The sequence below is a fragment of the Halobacteriovorax sp. DPLXC-1 genome, from assembly GCF_036903125.1.
Classification (GTDB): Bacteria; Bdellovibrionota; Bacteriovoracia; order Bacteriovoracales; family Bacteriovoracaceae; genus Halobacteriovorax_A; species Halobacteriovorax_A vibrionivorans.
Genome location: NZ_JAYMCO010000003.1, coordinates 222,567 through 238,794 on the forward strand (window position 1 = coordinate 222,567; position 16,228 = coordinate 238,794).

General features: G+C 35.6%; 15 protein-coding genes. All 15 read left to right on the top strand.

Translation table 11 applies throughout. The features are described from left to right. Window positions 1-23: 23 nt before the first annotated feature. The 15 genes from ybeY (at window position 24) to VCM44_RS11065 (ending at window position 16,200) form a co-directional block, all read left to right on the top strand. On the top strand, window positions 24-566 hold the full coding sequence (gene ybeY / locus VCM44_RS10995) for an rRNA maturation RNase YbeY (protein ID WP_334678799.1): 543 nt from the start codon (window positions 24-26) through the stop codon (window positions 564-566). Between the two features lie 17 nt (window positions 567-583). Continuing rightward, window positions 584-1,697 (top strand): peptide chain release factor 2 gene (prfB, locus tag VCM44_RS11000; protein WP_240406497.1). Its coding sequence is split into 2 segments (ribosomal slippage): window positions 584-655 and window positions 657-1,697, totalling 1,113 coding nucleotides; the frame shifts between segments, so codons are not numbered across the junction. A gap of 12 nt (window positions 1,698-1,709) precedes the next feature. After that, the gene (locus VCM44_RS11005; protein WP_334678800.1) at window positions 1,710-2,903 is read left to right on the top strand and encodes an ABC transporter permease; all 1,194 of its coding nucleotides are present in this window, start codon (window positions 1,710-1,712) and stop codon (window positions 2,901-2,903) included. Continuing rightward, the gene (locus VCM44_RS11010) at window positions 2,904-3,560 is read left to right on the top strand and encodes an ABC transporter ATP-binding protein (RefSeq protein WP_334678801.1); all 657 of its coding nucleotides are present in this window, start codon (window positions 2,904-2,906) and stop codon (window positions 3,558-3,560) included. Between the two features lie 156 nt (window positions 3,561-3,716). Continuing rightward, the gene (bamA, locus tag VCM44_RS11015; RefSeq protein ID WP_334678802.1) at window positions 3,717-5,951 is read left to right on the top strand and encodes an outer membrane protein assembly factor BamA; all 2,235 of its coding nucleotides are present in this window, start codon (window positions 3,717-3,719) and stop codon (window positions 5,949-5,951) included. 16 nt (window positions 5,952-5,967) lie between these two features. Then, a complete protein-coding gene (locus VCM44_RS11020) occupies window positions 5,968-6,468 on the top strand; it encodes an OmpH family outer membrane protein (protein ID WP_115361902.1) in 501 nt (166 codons plus the stop codon). A 76-nt stretch (window positions 6,469-6,544) separates the two neighbouring features. Then, complete coding sequence (gene lpxD / locus VCM44_RS11025) at window positions 6,545-7,567, top strand: UDP-3-O-(3-hydroxymyristoyl)glucosamine N-acyltransferase (RefSeq protein WP_120404167.1); 1,023 nt, start codon at window positions 6,545-6,547, stop codon at window positions 7,565-7,567. Window positions 7,568-7,575: 8 nt separating this feature from the next. Beyond that, entirely contained in the window at window positions 7,576-8,052 is a 477-nt protein-coding gene (locus tag VCM44_RS11030) for a 3-hydroxyacyl-ACP dehydratase FabZ family protein (RefSeq protein WP_115361898.1), read from the top strand. A 17-nt stretch (window positions 8,053-8,069) separates the two neighbouring features. Then, complete coding sequence (lpxA, locus tag VCM44_RS11035) at window positions 8,070-8,873, top strand: acyl-ACP--UDP-N-acetylglucosamine O-acyltransferase (protein WP_334678803.1); 804 nt, start codon at window positions 8,070-8,072, stop codon at window positions 8,871-8,873. A gap of 16 nt (window positions 8,874-8,889) precedes the next feature. After that, entirely contained in the window at window positions 8,890-9,837 is a 948-nt protein-coding gene (locus VCM44_RS11040) for a Gfo/Idh/MocA family protein (protein WP_334678804.1), read from the top strand. Beyond that, on the top strand, window positions 9,834-10,970 hold the full coding sequence (gene lpxB, locus VCM44_RS11045; protein WP_120404169.1) for a lipid-A-disaccharide synthase: 1,137 nt from the start codon (window positions 9,834-9,836) through the stop codon (window positions 10,968-10,970). Before VCM44_RS11040 ends, lpxB begins: the two co-directional genes overlap by 4 nt. Before the next feature lie 15 nt (window positions 10,971-10,985). Further along, window positions 10,986-12,077, top strand: coding sequence for a tetraacyldisaccharide 4'-kinase (gene lpxK, locus VCM44_RS11050; protein ID WP_334678805.1), 1,092 nt, complete (start codon window positions 10,986-10,988; stop codon window positions 12,075-12,077). Beyond that, window positions 12,070-13,155: a DUF3108 domain-containing protein gene (locus tag VCM44_RS11055; RefSeq protein ID WP_158536867.1), complete on the top strand. Its 1,086-nt coding sequence runs from the start codon at window positions 12,070-12,072 to the stop codon at window positions 13,153-13,155. The genes lpxK and VCM44_RS11055 overlap by 8 nt, the downstream gene beginning before the upstream one ends. Beyond that, window positions 13,155-14,303, top strand: a complete 1,149-nt coding sequence (locus VCM44_RS11060; RefSeq protein ID WP_133296937.1) for a glycosyltransferase — start codon at window positions 13,155-13,157, stop codon at window positions 14,301-14,303. Before VCM44_RS11055 ends, VCM44_RS11060 begins: the two co-directional genes overlap by 1 nt. 163 nt (window positions 14,304-14,466) lie before the next feature. Continuing rightward, window positions 14,467-16,200 carry a 30S ribosomal protein S1 gene (locus VCM44_RS11065; RefSeq protein ID WP_115361886.1) on the top strand — a complete coding sequence of 578 codons (1,734 nt, stop codon included), beginning with the start codon at window positions 14,467-14,469 and terminating at the stop codon, window positions 16,198-16,200. Window positions 16,201-16,228: the final 28 nt, after the last annotated feature.

Here is a 16,228-nt window from a genome sequence, read left to right on the forward strand (position 1 = left end):
CCAGAATGAAGAGATTGGAAATAATGGCCTACACTAAAACCATTCAAATTGATAAATCAAAATTGGTTATTCACTTAACAGATAACGCTAGGTCTAAATGGGGATTAGAAGCATGTGAAAAGATGATGCAGGACTCACTAAAGGTCTTAAGTAATTTCCTTTTCTCAAAGAATACTTGTTTAGATAAGAAGATTCATCAAGAAATAGAAGTCGATCTTCACTTCTGTGGCGATAAAAGAATGCGTCAAATTAATAGTGAGCATCGCAACAAAGACAAGACCACTGATGTCTTGTCGTTTCCAATGTATGAAAGCCTTAGACCAGACAGTACGGATTTCGTTCTACCTGGACCTGTAATGCTTGGTGATATCATCATCAGTCGCAATGTCGCTAGGAAACAAGCACGTGAATTTAACTTAAGTCTTGAGCAAGAGGTTATTCACTTATTTTGTCACGGACTCCTACATTTGTTAGGATATGATCACGAAATATCTGAAAAAGAAGAAGAGATTATGGAGTCGCTTGAAAAAGAGATTCTCTTAAAAATAAAAAAGGCAAGAAAGTAATGGAAGAGAGTACACGTATTGGCCTTAGTGAGAAAAAATCACTCATGGCGGATTATAAGGATAAATTAGAAAGTCTTAGGAGGTCACTTTGATGTAGACCAAAAGTCTGCACGTATCAAAGAGATTCAAGAGATGGAAGCAATGCCTGGCTTCTGGGATGACAATACTAACGCAACAAAAGTTCAAAAAGAAAAAAACCTCTTAGAGGATGTCACAAATACATATACAAAATTAAAAGATCTATACGATGAGTTCGATATTCTACTCGAATATGCTGGAGAAGGTGATGAGGAATCAGCAGAAGGTGCAATAAGCATTGCTGATGAATTCGTCGATGCTTTCAATAAAGCTGAACTTAAAGTCTTACTTTCAGATGATGCCGATTCAAATAATGCAATTGTAAGTATTAATGCTGGTGCAGGTGGGACTGAATCATGTGATTGGGCAAGTATGTTATTTCGTATGGTCAATCGTTGGGCCGAACAAAAGAAATTTAAGGTTCAGGTCTTAGATGTACAAGATGGAGATAGTGCTGGGATTAAATCTGCAACTATGCTCATTGAAGGAAATTACGCTTACGGAAATTTAAAGTCTGAAACAGGAGTACATCGCCTTGTTCGTATTTCTCCGTTTGATTCAGCAAATCGTAGGCATACTTCTTTTGCTTCAATTTTTGTTTCACCAGAAGTTGATGATGATATCGAAATTGAAGTGGCCGATAAAGATATTCGTATTGACGTGTATCGCTCAGGTGGTGCTGGTGGACAGTCTGTAAATACGACAGATTCTGCGGTTCGAATTACACACCATCCAACAGGACTCGTGGTAACATGTCAGAACGAGCGTTCACAACTTCAAAATAAGATTCAAGCAATGAAAGTTTTAAAGTCTCGTCTCTATGAACTTGAGCTTGAAAAGCAAAGAGCTGCGGCCGCTGAAGAAGAGGCCAATAAGAAAGAAATTGGTTGGGGAGCTCAGATTCGCTCTTATGTTCTTCATCCATATAAAATGGTTAAAGATCACCGAACAAATTTCGAATCTTCTCAAGCTGAAAAAGTACTTGATGGGGATATTGATGGATTCATGGATGCATTCTTAAGATGGTCTGTTGATGGTAAGAAAGAAGGATAAGGAAATATAGCATTGAACTTTTTTTATCTTTTAAAAGATTTCCAATTACTCTTTTTTCGTGATCGTTCTTCACGTTACTTTATTTCTGCTACTATACTTGGCCTAATGTTTTCGTTGGCCGTTATTCTATGTAGTCTTGCTCTAATGGATGGCTTTGGGGTGACTCTTAAGAAATCTTTAAATGCTGGTAGTGGAGAAATCATTCTTACTGCAAATAGTGGTTTTTTTGAGTTAAATGAAAATGAAGAAAAAGACCTGAATAACTTTCCAATTCAAACTAAAATACCAATGCTTCGTACACAATCATTTGCAAATAAAGACGAAAAAGGAAAAGCTGTCTTTGTTGTCGGTGTTGATGAAGGTGTGGAAAAACTTGATAATGGCCTATTCATGCCAAAAGAAAATGAAGTTATTATCGGGGATCTGTTGGCCGAGAATTTGGGGGTCAAAAAGGGAGATACTCTCAAGTTTAGTTTTTCTGCTGGGAAACTAGGAGAGAGGTATCTTCCCACAAATGCTGTTTTAAGAGTTGTTGATATTATTCCGTTTAAAATTCATGAATATCGCAATCGTTTTGTTTACGTGAATTTAGATCATATTCAAAAGCTTCTTGGAGTTGGGAAAAAGATTAATATCATGAGCCTCAGGCTCGATCCCGAATACCGCACAATTAATAAGATAAATGAAGTCGTCTCAGATATGAGAAGTGTCTTCTATTATGAATTTACAGTGGCCCCTTATTGGAGTGACTTTGCAACATTTTTAAAAGCGGTTGAATTTGAAAAGTATATGATCTCAATTGTCTTTTCAATTGTTGTCATCTTGGCAATATTTAATTGCCTGGCCTTTATCATCTTTTCTAAGGAAAGAAGATCTCAAGAAATATTCTTATTATATGCGATTGGATTGTCTCCAAGTAAGTTTAAGACTCTTTGGGTTGTTCAAAATGTTGGCATCTGGCTTTTGGCATTTTTAGGTTCTTTAATTTGTGTTGAAATCTTTGATTATCTTTTAGGGACTTTAGATATTTTCTCATTACCGACAAATGTTTATCACTTAAGCCGTATTGAGTTGTATCTGGCCTTCAAAGATATTTTCGCTGTTGGGGCCATCTCATTAGCTCTTATATTATTTTTAACTTATCTCGTTCTAAAGAGATTAGATTCTAAATCAATGGCCCAAGGCCTGAGAGAGGAGTTTTCATAAATGGCTGTTTTAAATGTAAAGAATGTTCAAAAAGACTTTGGAAACTCACATATCTTAAAAGGTGTGGATCTTTCACTTAGTGAGGGAGAAAGATGTGTCATCAAAGGTTCATCTGGTTGTGGTAAATCAACACTGCTTTATTTGATTGGTGGCCTTGAGAATATTACTGCAGGAGAAATTACTGTCGATAACCTCAATATTGGCAAATTAAATGACGCGGGGCTTGCGAAATATCGTAATTCGAAAATAGGATTTGTTTTCCAATTTCATTTTCTTCTTTCATCACTAACTTGTTTGGAAAATATTTTATTGCCAGCAAGACTAGGTGGGCACAGTGTGTCGAAGACGAAGAAGTATATTGAGTCTTTAGCAAAGGCCCTGGGAGTTCAGGAGTGTCTTAAAAGATACCCATTTGAGATCTCAGGTGGCCAGCAACAGCGTATTAACCTGATACGTGCTCTATCACTTAAGCCTAAGATGTTACTATGTGATGAGCCTACAGGTAATCTCGATTCGAAAAACTCTAAAATCGTAGCGGATCTAATTTTTAATCTTTCAAAAGAATTGGGTACAACACTTCTTGTTGTTACTCACGATGAGGATATGGCCGCTAAATTTGAGAGAACTCACACGATGGTGGATGGAATATTGCATTAAAACACAATTTTGTGTCGCACTGTGTTCGTTTTTCTTTTTGTAACTTTGTAAGATTGTTGATATTTTTTTACTCAAGTATTTTTTGTCAGCATGCACACAAGACAAAATCACGGAGACTGAATGATTAACTCTTGGAAGAGTTTTATATATATTATTGTGTTTTCAATAACCTTCAATGTTATTGCAAATGAAATAGGTCCTACTAAACGTCTGTTTAAAATTTCAGATGTTCAAATTCAAGGTCTAAAGAAAGTAGAGAAAGAAGCTGTTCTTGATAAGCTTCGCGCGCGTAAAGGCCTTACCCTGACAAATGAGATTCTCTTTGATGATATCGAGACTATTTATAACTTAAAATATTTTGAATCAGTTGAAGCTCACCAAGAGGGGCAGAAGCTAATTTTCAAAGTTGTAGAAAAGCCAATTGTGGCAAAGATCATTTTTAAAGGAAATGATGAAGTTGATAAAGATGATTTGAGTGAAGGTCTAAAAACCAGAGAATACTCAATCCTTGATGTTAACTCAATACAGGCCGATGTTCGTAAGATGGAAAAGACTTACGAAGAAAAGGGCTTCTACCTTGCAAATGTTTCATATGAAATTAGAAGAGTTAACAATGAGAATGTTCATCTAATTTATCATATCAGTGAGTACGATAAAGTTCGCGTTAAAAAGATTACCTTCCTAGGTCTTACAGCGTTTGCTGAAGAAGAGCTTAAGTCAATAATGGAAACAAGAGAGGAGAGTCTCTTCTCGTTCCTATCGGGTTCTGGAAACTTTAAAGAGCTAAACTTTAAAACAGATATTGAGCGTCTTAAGTACTTCTATTCAACGAAGGGTTACTTACAAGTTAATGTGGCAGTTCCGGAAGTTACAGTTTCAGAAGATAAGAAATGGGTCTTTATTACTGTAAAAATTAAAGAGGGACCAAAGTTTGAAGTACGTGATATTTACTTCCAAGGTGAGCTTCTTTTTACAGAAGAAGAGCTTCTTGAAAAAACTCAGCTTAAGGCCGGAGAAGTTTATTCTGAGGAATTACTTCGAAAAGATATTCAGCGTCTAACAGAATCTTATCAAGATCTTGGTTATGCTTTTGCCAACGTTATTAGAAATATTCAATTAGTTCCAGGTGAGAATCGAGTTGATATTCAATACTCTTTTGAGAAAGGAAAGCTTGCAAAGTTTGGTCGTATCTCAATTACTGGTAACTCAAAAACTCGCGATAAAGTTGTTCGTCGTGAATTAAAGATTCATGAGGGTGGCAAATATTCTGGTACAGGCCTTAGAGAATCTAAAGAGAATGTTAATCGTTTAGGTTTCTTTGAACCAGGAAGTGTTGTTTTCAATACTGTTTCAGCTCCGGGACAGGATGATGTTCTCGATGTTGAAATTAGTGTTAAAGAGAAAAGTACTGGACAGATTTCAGTTGGAGCCGGTTATTCAACTGCAACAGGTGGATTCTTCCAAGCCTCTGTTTCTCAAAATAACTTTAGAGGACTAGGGCAACAGCTTTCATTCTCTACCAATCTTGCAAAAGAAACACAGAACTTCTCTCTATCATTTACTGAACCTTACTTTATGGACTCTAAGTGGACTTTAGGTGGAGAGATTTTTAGAACAGTCGATACACAACTTGACTCATATGATTATAAGAAACATGGTTTTGCAGCTCGAGTTGGTTACCCAATTTTTGAATACACAAGACTTTATACCACTTATAAACTTGAAGAAACTGAACTTACAGATATCAAAGATCAAACGGTTGATGAAAATGAAGCGGGTGTTACTTCTTCTGCAAGAGTTGCTGTTGTTAAAGACAAGCGAAATAACCGTTTTGAGCCAACTGATGGTTACTACTGGAATGTGGCAACAGAGTACGCAGGTATAGGTGGTGACAAGAAGTGGTGGAAGAATGAAATTGATATTCGTTACTTCTATCCTGTTTGGAAAGAGTTAGTCTTTAGAAGTCGTCTATATACTGGTAAAATTGAAGACAAGGGTGTTCCAATTCCACGAAATGAGAAATTCTCACTTGGTGGTGCAAGAAACTTAAGAGGGTACGATATTGAAGATATTGGACCTAAGGAGACAGCAAAGAACTCAGATGGTGAAGATGAAGAGTTTAATATTGGTGCTCCATTTACAGCATTTACAACTCTTGAGTTAGAGCATCCTCTAGCAAAAGAAGCGGGACTTAAGTTTGTTACTTTCTTTGATGCTGGTACTGCTGCTGATTTCAACAATGTTGATAAAATATATATGGATTATGGGTTTGGTTTCCGTTGGTTCTCACCAATTGGTGTACTAAGGTTTGAGTGGGGTATTCCTATCAACCCTGATGAGGACATGAACGGCGGGACAAAATTCCATTTTGATATTGGGCAATTATTCTAATTCGTAAGGAGACGATATGAAAAACTTATTAATGGTTGGATTACTTTTTTCTTCTTTAACTGCAAGTGCGATGAATATTGGGCGAGTTGATGTTCAAAAAGTTCTACTATCTGTTAAAGAGTCAAAGCAAATTAAGGACAAGCTGCAAAAAGAAATCGATAAGAAGCAAGCTGAACTTAAGAAAGAAGAAGAATCTCTAGTAAAAGAGAAAGAGAAGTTTGAGAAACAAGCTCTTGTTATGAATGAGAAAACAAAGCAGAAGAAAGGTCAGGAACTTCAAAAGAAATTCTTCACTTTTCAACAAAAAATGCAAAAGTATCAGGGTGAGCTTGCTAAGATGGAACAAAGTGCAAAAGGTCCTATCTTAAATAAAATTAAAGCTGTTGTTGAAGAAGTTTCTAAAAAGAAAGGTCTTGATTGGACATATGAAACATCAACAACTCCAATTCTTTACATTAAGAAAGTTACTGACATCACAAATGATGTTATTACAGCTTACGATAAGAAACATAAGTAATTTTTTACTGATATAGACTCTTTTAAGGGAATACTTTATGTATTCCCTTTTGTCGTTTTAAAGGAGGAGGTAAAAAGTGAAAGTTAGTCTTGAAAGCCTCATCAAAAATGATTCAGATTTAAAGTTATTAGCAGGAAATAAAGATTTATCTTTGAATAGTATTTCTTCAATTGAGGAAATTAATGATGAAGAGGTCTTATTTTTAGGAAATAAAAAATTCTTTAAAAAATATCAACAGGCCAAAGTCGAAAATAAAATTGTAATTATTATCGATGAAAAGCTTTATGAAGAATTAGATCAAGAAGATAGAGAGTATCTCTCAAATAATACACTTGCTCTGTTAACTTCTAGTAATATTCCAATTTCAATTACAAAAGCATCAAAGGTTTTCTATGAAAAGCAAAGAGGTAGTATTGCTTTTGAGCTTGATGGTAGAAAAGATGGAAGTGCTAAGATTCACCCTTCTGTAAAAATTGCTGAAGGTGTTTTCATCGGCGAAAATGTCGAAATTGAAAGCGATTGTTTTATCATGCCTGGTTGCGTGATTATGCCAAATGTTAAAATCTCTCAGGGAACGACTCTTTATTCAAATGTGACAATTTATCCCGAAACTGTCATTGGAAAGAATTGTCGAATCCATGGAGGAACTACTATTGGTAGTGATGGCTTTGGTTATAATTTCCATCAAGGCGTTCATCATAAAATCTGGCACTTCGGTGGAGTTGTTATTGGTGACGATGTGGAAATCGGTGCGAATTCTTGTGTGGATCAAGGAACATTTACACCGACACGTATTGGAAGTGGAACTAAAATAGATAATCATGTTCAAGTTGGTCATAATGTTCAACTTGGGAAAGGTGTAATTCTGTGCGGACAGGTTGCAATCGGTGGAAGTACAAAGATAGGTGATTATGCTGTCTTTGGTGGTAAGTCTGCTGTCGCTGACAACTTAGAAGTAGGAATGGCCGCTCAGATCTCTGGTGGATCAACTGTTATCGGTAATGTGGCCGCGCAGGAAACTGTTGGAGGTTATCCTGCAAGGCCAATGCGTGAATTTTTAAGATCAATTGCCTTTATTAGAAAGAATATTAAAAGGTAGGTAAGGTTATGCATTTAAGCAAAGAAGAAGTAATGAAAATTCTCCCTCACAGGGAACCGTTTTTATTTGTTGATGAAATTACAAGTGTTGAAGCGACTGGTGAGGTCAATGATATCAAAGATCTAGTTGGTGCTGTTGTTAAAGGAAATTATACAACGAGAGAAGACCATCCAATTTTTGCTGGTCACTTCCCTGGGAATCCTATTCTTCCAGGTGTTGTTCAAGTTGAAATGATGGCCCAGTTCACTTCATTCCAGTTAAAGCTTTATTATAAAAATTTAGAAGAAGGTGACTTCGAAGTTGCGCTATTATCAATTGAGGGTGCAAAGTTTAGAAAGCCTGTCTATCCAGGGATGAGATTAGAAATTGAGACTGTTTGTACAAAAATGCGAACAGGTTTTTTACAAAATGATTGTAAGATTTTTCACAATGGAGAATTAATGAGCCAGTGTCAGGTCTTAGCAACTTTTAAAGTTAAAGAATAACAAGCAAGGAGCTCATTATGAGTGATATGAATGAAAGATTCCATCCGACTGCACTTATTTCTGAAGGTGCAGAAATTGGAGAGGGGACAACAATAGGTGCATATTGCATTATTGGTCCAAATGTAAAGATTGGAAAAAACTGTGAAATTAGAAATCACGTTATTATAAATGGTCATACTAGAATTGGTGACAATAATAAGTTTTATCAATTTTGTTCTATTGGTGAAGAACCACAAGACTTAACTTATAAAGAAGATCCAACAGAAGTTGAAATTGGTGATAATAATGTAATGAGAGAATATGTCTCAATTCACCGTGGAACGATGAAGGATCGCCAAAAAACATCTCTAGGTAGTAATTGTCTTCTTATGGCAAAAGTTCACCTGGGTCACGATGTAGTTGTTGGGGATCGAGTAATCATGGCCAATTCGACAAACCTCGCAGGTCACGTAAAAGTCGGTAATAAAGTTATTATTGGTGGTGGAACAAATATTTCACAATTTGTTAAAGTTGCAGAGGGAGCATATATCGGTGGTGCTTCTGCAATTGATAAAGATATTCCTCTTTATTGTACTGCTTATGGAAATCGCGCAAAGCTTCGTGGAATCAATATTATTGGTCTTCGTCGTGCTGGAGTAGAAAGAAATGCTATTTCAGAAATCGTTGATTTCTTCCGTGATATGGAAGCTTCTACGTATTCTCCTCGTACATTTGTTGAAACAGAAGAACTTATGAAGCCATATGCGAATAATGAAATTATTGCACAAATTAAAGAACATATTATTTCGACGAAAATGGGAATTGCACCATTTTTAACTTAAGAACTAGGTTTTAATTATGACAAAAGTAAAAGTTGCTTCAATTGGATTTGGTCACCTCGGACAGTGGCATGCTCAGAAGGCCCATCAATTAGATGGATGTGAACTGATTGCTATTGTAGAGCCTTATGAGCCGAATCAGAAAAAAGCACAGGAAAAATATCCAGAAACAAAAATTGTTTCAGATATCAAAGAAGTGATGAATGAGATTGATGCTGCTGTTATTGCAACACCTACAAGTTATCACTATGAAATAGCTAAAAGCCTCCTTGAAAATGGAAAACATGTTTTTTGTGAAAAACCTGTAACGGTAACAGTTGAAGAAGCTAAGGAATTAAAAGAACTAGCTTCTAAAGCGGGTGTTAAGTTACAAGTTGGACATAGTGAAAGATGTCACCAGGTTTGGGAGAGATTAGAAGAGTTTGGTGAGATCGTTAAAAATAATAGCGTCGCAACTATTGTAAGAAATTCTCCTTTTAAAGGAAGGGCCGCAGATGTTGGAGTTGTTGAGGACTTGATGATTCATGATCTCGATCTTGCTCTGATGTTATTTGGTAAGCCTAAGTCAATTAGAGCTTATGGAATGAAGGTTCTCACTGATAAATTTGATCATGTTAAAGCACTATTAAATTACGGTCATTCTGTTGTAACAATTGAGAACTCTCGAAATGATGTAAAGACAGAACGAAGTGTTCAGCTAAATTCAGCTAATGGAATCTTAAGAGTCGATCTTCTAAATAATAAAGTTTCTTATTCAAAAGATATTAAATCTGATAGTGAACAAGAAATTCACGAGTTTGACTATGAGAAGAGAGATCATCTCTATATTGAGCAAGAAAAATTCTATAATTCAATTACAAATAATACTGAAGAATTTGTAACAATTGATGATGGGATTGCTGCAATGGAATTAATTGCTGCCGTAAATACTTCATTGAATGAAAACAAAGAGGTTAACTTAGTTTGAAAAGCTGTCTAATTATTGCTGGTGAGAAATCTGGTGAAGAACATGCAATGACATTTCTTCCGTCCCTTAAAGAAGGGGCTTCGGATATCCATTTCTATGGAGTAGGCGGTAGTCAGATGAAAGAGTCTGGCGTTGAACTGCTATATGAATTAAAGGACTTCTCAACTTGGGGAGTCACTGAAGCAATAAGAAAGGTTCCTTTTTACTACAAGGCATATCGTCATCTTATCGATGAAGTAAAGAAGAGAGATACTAAGGTTGCTATACTGATTGATTTTCAAACCTTTAATCTAAAGTTAGCAATGAAACTTGAGAAATTAGGTGTAAAAGTTCTCTATTATGTTGCACCTCAGGCATGGGTTTGGAAAGAATGGAGAACGAAGTATCTACAACAATCTGTTGATACGCTTTTTTGCATCTTACCCTTTGAAAAAAAGTGGTTTATGGATCGTGGTGTAAGTAAGGCCATTACAATTGAGCATCCTCTTTTGAAAAAGACAAAGCCGCTTCTTAAAGATTTTACACGCAGAAGTGTAGACTTTAAGAATGAAGAATTTAACTTACTTCTTCTTCCTGGTAGTCGTCGGTTTGAAATTGAATTTATGCTTCCAGAGTTCATAAAGGCCGTAAGAAGTCTTAAAGAAAAATATAATTTTAACTTAACTATTGTTAAAGCAAGCTCTGTTGATAATGAACTCTTCTCTCGCTTTGAAGGTGAGTTTGATAAAATTTATCGTGATGATCAACTAGATGAAGCATTAAAAGAAGCAGATTTTTCTTTTGCAACTAGTGGTACGGTAAATCTCTCACTTGCCTTATATGGTGTACCAAGTGTTATTTCTTATGATTTAAATTTACTCAATACTTTTATTGCTGAGAATATCGTAAAATATAAGGGATTTGTTTCAATTCCTAATCTCATTCTCGGACATGATGTCTATCCTGAGTTATTAGGAGATGCTTTTGGCCATTATAATTTAGAGAGGAAGGCAAAAGAGTTATTTGAAAATAAAGAACGTTATGAGTTTGTTATTAATGAACTCAAGAAAGTAAAAGAATTAACTGAGGGAGAGGATATTGAGATCTCTCAGTATTTGATTGATAAGCTTAAGCAAGCTTACCCTGAAGGATAATAGGAAAAAAGACTCATGAGTCAGTTAAATGTAAAAGTTTTCAACATGCTATCCCTGCTTCTTACTCCAGTAAGTTTCTTGTGGGAATGGATCTATCGTCTTCGTCGTTTCGCATTTAAGATGGGAGTTTTTAATTCTTCAAAGTTTGAAGTGCCTATTATTAGTATTGGAAACCTATCTCTTGGTGGAACTGGTAAAACACCATTCACTTTATGGATAGGGAATTATCTAAATGACTCACTAGAAAAAAAGACAATGGTTCTAACAAGAGGTTATAAAGGCGAGCTTGAAAACTCTAGCGGAATTATTAAAACGGGAAAGAAAATATCTGAAAACCCATTTGTTTTTGGAGATGAGGCCCTAGTTTTAAGTCGAAACTTAAAGAATGCTAGTGTTGTTGTTGGAGCTGATCGTAGAGATAATCTAAGACGCTACTATGAAGAAGAGAAGGCCGATATCGTCCTACTTGATGATGGGTTTCAGCATTTAAAAATAGAGCGTGATTTAAATATCGTACTATTTGACTCTCTTTTACCGATTTCTAAATATCATTGTCCACCTAGGGGATATCTTAGAGAGGGACTAAGTGCTCTTAAGGAAGCAGATGTCGTCTTATTTGGACGAGCTGACTTGGTTGATAGAAGCGAATTAGATGAATTGGAAAAGTTTGTCCTTACTCACTGTAAGAAAGATACACCAAGTGGTCAGTTTAAGTATGCACCTGGGGCGATTAGAAATCTCTTACACGAAGAAGATATTGCTCTTGATGAATTAAATGGAAAGAATGTTATTTGTGTATCTGGGTTAGCTTCACCACAGTCTTTTTTAAAGTTAGTTAAACAGCTAAACGCCAATATAGTTGATGATTTTAATTTTCCTGACCATCACCTATATAAAGTCAATGAGTTAGAAAGCTTAGTGTCCTTAGCGGAAGAAAAGGATGCCATCATTCTTACAACAGAAAAAGATATTGTTAAAATGAAGAGGTGTTCAAGTAGTGAGCGCATCCATTACTTACAAATTGGAATTGAATTTCTAAAGGGTGAGGAATTGGTAAAACAAAGAATTGATTCTGTTATTAGGGACTCTAGGGGGCAAGTTGAATAAACTTCTTTCAATCATACTTTTTCTATTACTTGTTAGTTGTGCTGGGGCACTTATGCAAGGTGAGAGTGATGAAAAAGATCTCGTTGAGATCTTTGAAAATGGTGACCGTGAAACCTTAGAAAAGTTTAAAACAGAAAATCCTGTTGCTGAACCATCATTGAAGTCTGCAACTCAAGAGCCAACTAAAGAAGAAAAAGAAATCGTCAAAAAAGAAAAGGCCAAAGAGAAGAAGCTTAAAGAAAAAGTAACCAAAAAGAAGATAGAGAAAAAAGAAGAAAAAATTATAAACCCTCAGACTCTTGATGATTATCCTGAGCAATATATTGCGATTGATGAAAAATCTAAAGAGTATTGGAAGTCTTATCGTCCAATGTATTTAATTGGTGAAGAATTTAAGTTTGAAATTGGGTGGTCAATTTTTAAAGCAGGTACAGCAACCATTAGAACAATGCCAATGGCGACAATGGGCGGTAAAGAAGTTCTCCATGTTAATGGGCTTTTAGAATCTGCAGAATACTTTGAAGGTATTTATAAGTTAAAAGATACACTCGATGTTTATGTTGATATTGAAAAAGGTGGCTTTTCACCTCTTAAGTATGAAATGAAGCAAAGAGAGTCTGGTCAGCTTGTTGATGATCTACAATTATTTGATCATGATAAGTTAAAGACTTATTTCTTTTATCATCGCTTAAAAGATGGAAAGACTAAGAATAAAAAGATTCAAGAATACTTACCACGTTATTTTACTGACTCTTTCTCTGCATTATATTTCCTGCGCGGGCTACCAATGAAAATTGGTTCAAAATTTGAATTCCCAATTGTAACAAGAGGGAAGGTTTGGATCTTAAAAGCAGAAGTGGATAATGTAGAAGAAGTCGAAGTCATGAATAAGAAGTTTCAGGCTTATCGAATAACAGCTCAAACTCAGTTTCCTGGTGTTTTGAAAAAGTCTGGAGATATTAACTTTTGGTTCTCAACTGATGAGAGTCGAATGCTTCTAAAATTTGCCGCTAAAATTAAAATAGGTGCTGTAAAAGGTGAGCTTATTAGTCATAAGAAAGGTGAATATAAGAAATAATGATGATTAATATCTTTAGAAAACAACAAAATATTCTCTACGTATCACCTACGTATAACTCTGGCTCTAGAGAGAGAATGCTCATTAGAGATTGCTTACTGCTAAAAGAAATTGGGCATAATATTTTTCTATACTGTTTAAAAGACTCGTTTCTACATCGTGAATGTAAGAAGGCGGGGATTGATTGTATCTTTCATACAGGGACAACAAAGCTTCGTGTCTGGAATTGGTATAAGTTAAATAAACTTAGAGGTATCATCAAAAGATACGATATTAATATTGTTCACTGCTATCAATTAAACTTTCTTTGGCCTTTAGCCTCTTATTTAAGAAAGAGAAACCTTACTGCCTTATTCTTTACAATTAATTTTGAAATGAAGAAGTTTTACAAGCAGTTCTGGTATCGTCCATTAATTAAAAGAATTGATCTGATCTTCATTCCTTTTAGAGAGATGATAGAGTCGATCAATGCTCATATGGATGTTCCCGTAAGAAAGATTTATTCTTCAGGTCTTGGTGTCGATAAAATTAACTTTGATCAGAAGTATACTTTCGATGAGGAAAGCCTAACGCACTTATCTTGCTGGGTTAATGATCATGAAGTTGAATTAAATGACTTAACTGTCTGTCTTGAAAGTTTATGGGCCTTAAATCTCGACAGCACAATGCCAAAGCGCTTTAAATTACATATTTTCTCTAATCGTAAATGGAAAAGAAATATTCTTTATAAGCCGCTTCAGGAAAAAATTGCAGAATATAAGCTTGAGAATTATGTCGAGTTTCATGAGGCCGATGATATTTACAATGTACGCTCTGATATTTGGATATCATATACTTCAAAGTCACCAATTGAAGATTATGCACTCTTGGCCATCTTAAAAGGAATTCCCACTGTTGTGCCGCGTAATGCCACAACTCAGGAACTTCATCGAATTTATCATGGCTCCCTTGAAACTTATCGACAAGGAGATGCAAGAGAGCTTAGATCCAAGGTAAAAGAGATCGTCTTAAAGAATAAAGAATATAAGCAGGCGTGTTTTAATTCTCGTGATGAATTATGGAATGAGCACGGTATTGATGGCTATAAATACAATTTATTCAAGCTCTACGAAAAGCACCTTAATAAACGTATAAGATTCTATAATTAATAGGTTTTATTGTTGACGTACAGTCCCAAAAATCATAAGATGCGCAAAATCAAAAAATGTAAATTGTCTTCAGTAGAAGAGATTTGCGCTAAAGGCTTTGCCTTTAGATATCAAAATTAAGACGCTGATTGGACACTTTCAGTTGTCTGCCGTGAGGTAAATTATGACAGATTTAAACAATCTAAAACAATCTTGGATGCAAGATTACGAAGTTGTTCTTGGTGAAGACATCGAGACAAAGGAAGAGACAGAGTTTTCGAAACTATTAGATTCGACAGAAACTCCAACTTTCACAGAAGGTGAAGTTTTCAAAGGTAAAGTTGTTAACATTTCACCAGACTATGTTCTTGTTGACATTGGTTACAAGCAAGAAGGACTAGTTCCAAAAAGAGAATTCACTAACTACGATGGTTCTCTAAAAGTATCTATGGGTGACGAAATTGAAGTTTATTTAGATAAGCTAGAGTCACACCTAGGAAACCTTGTTCTTTCAATGGACAAAGCTCAAATCCTTAAAGCTTGGGATAAAATTTCTGAAGCTTGTGAAGATGGTACTCCAGTTACTGGTACTGTTGTTGCAAAAGTTAAGGGTGGTCTTTCTGTTGATATCGGTGTTAAGGCATTCTTACCAGGTTCACAAATTGATGTTAGACCTACAAGAAACCTTGATAAGTACATCGGTAAAAAGATGGAATTCAAAGTTATTAAATTCAACAAGAAACGTGGAAACATCGTTCTTTCTAGAAGAGCTATTCTTCAAGAAGAAAGAGGTAAACTACGTGGTGAAGTTCTTTCTCAAATTGAAGAAGGAATGGTTGTTAAGGGTATCGTTAAAAACATCACTGATTACGGTGCATTCATCGATCTAGGTGGAATTGACGGTCTTCTACACATCACTGATATGTCATGGGGACGTGTTAAGCACCCATCTAATATCCTAACTCTTGGTGACGAAATCGAAGTTAAGATTCTTAAGTTTGATAAAGAAAAAGAAAGAGTATCTCTTGGTCTTAAGCAAGTTCAAGATAATCCATGGGAAACTGCTAACGAGAAATACGTTGCAGGAACTAAAGTTAAAGGTGAAATCGTATCTGTTAAAGATTACGGTATCTTTATTGAACTTGATGACGGAATCGAAGGTCTAATCCACGTTTCTGAAATGTCATGGACAAACTCTATCAAGAACCCAACTAAGCACTTCACTGTAGGTGAAATTGTTGAAGCTCAGGTTCTAGAAGTAGATGTAGAAAACAAGAGAATCTCTCTTGGTATCAAGCAACTTCAAGAAAACCCATGGGATGCTCTAGAAGCTAAATTCCCTGTTGGTTCAAAAGTTAACGGAAAAATCAAATCAATTGTTGAATTTGGAATCTTCGTTGACCTTGGAGAAGAAGTAGATGCACTAATTCACGTATCTGATTTTTCTTGGACTAAGAAGAATATCAACCTAAACGAAGAATACAATGTTGGTGACGAGATTGAAGCTGCTGTAGTTTCAGTTGATAAAGAAAACCAAAAATTCTGTCTAGGTGTTAAACAACTTAAAGAAGATCCTTGGAAGAAGATTGAAACAAGACTTCCAGTTGGTACAATCGTTGAAGCACAAATCGTTAGAGTAACTGACTTTGGTGCTTTCGTTGAACTTGAAACTGGTATTGAAGGTCTAGTTCACATCTCTGAACTATCTGAAGATAGAGTTGAGAAGCCAGAAGACGTAGTTAAGAAAGGTGACGTAGTTAAGGCTATGGTTATCTCTCTTGATAAAGATGCGAAGAAAATCGCTCTTTCTATCAAGTCTGCTCTAAACTCTGATACTCAAGGAATGCAACAAGATGTAGTTAAGTCTGCAACTCTTGGTGACGTTCTTAAGGGTTTCAACCTAGGAAATGAGGAGTAAGCAACCGCAAAATTGACTGGCTAAGGCC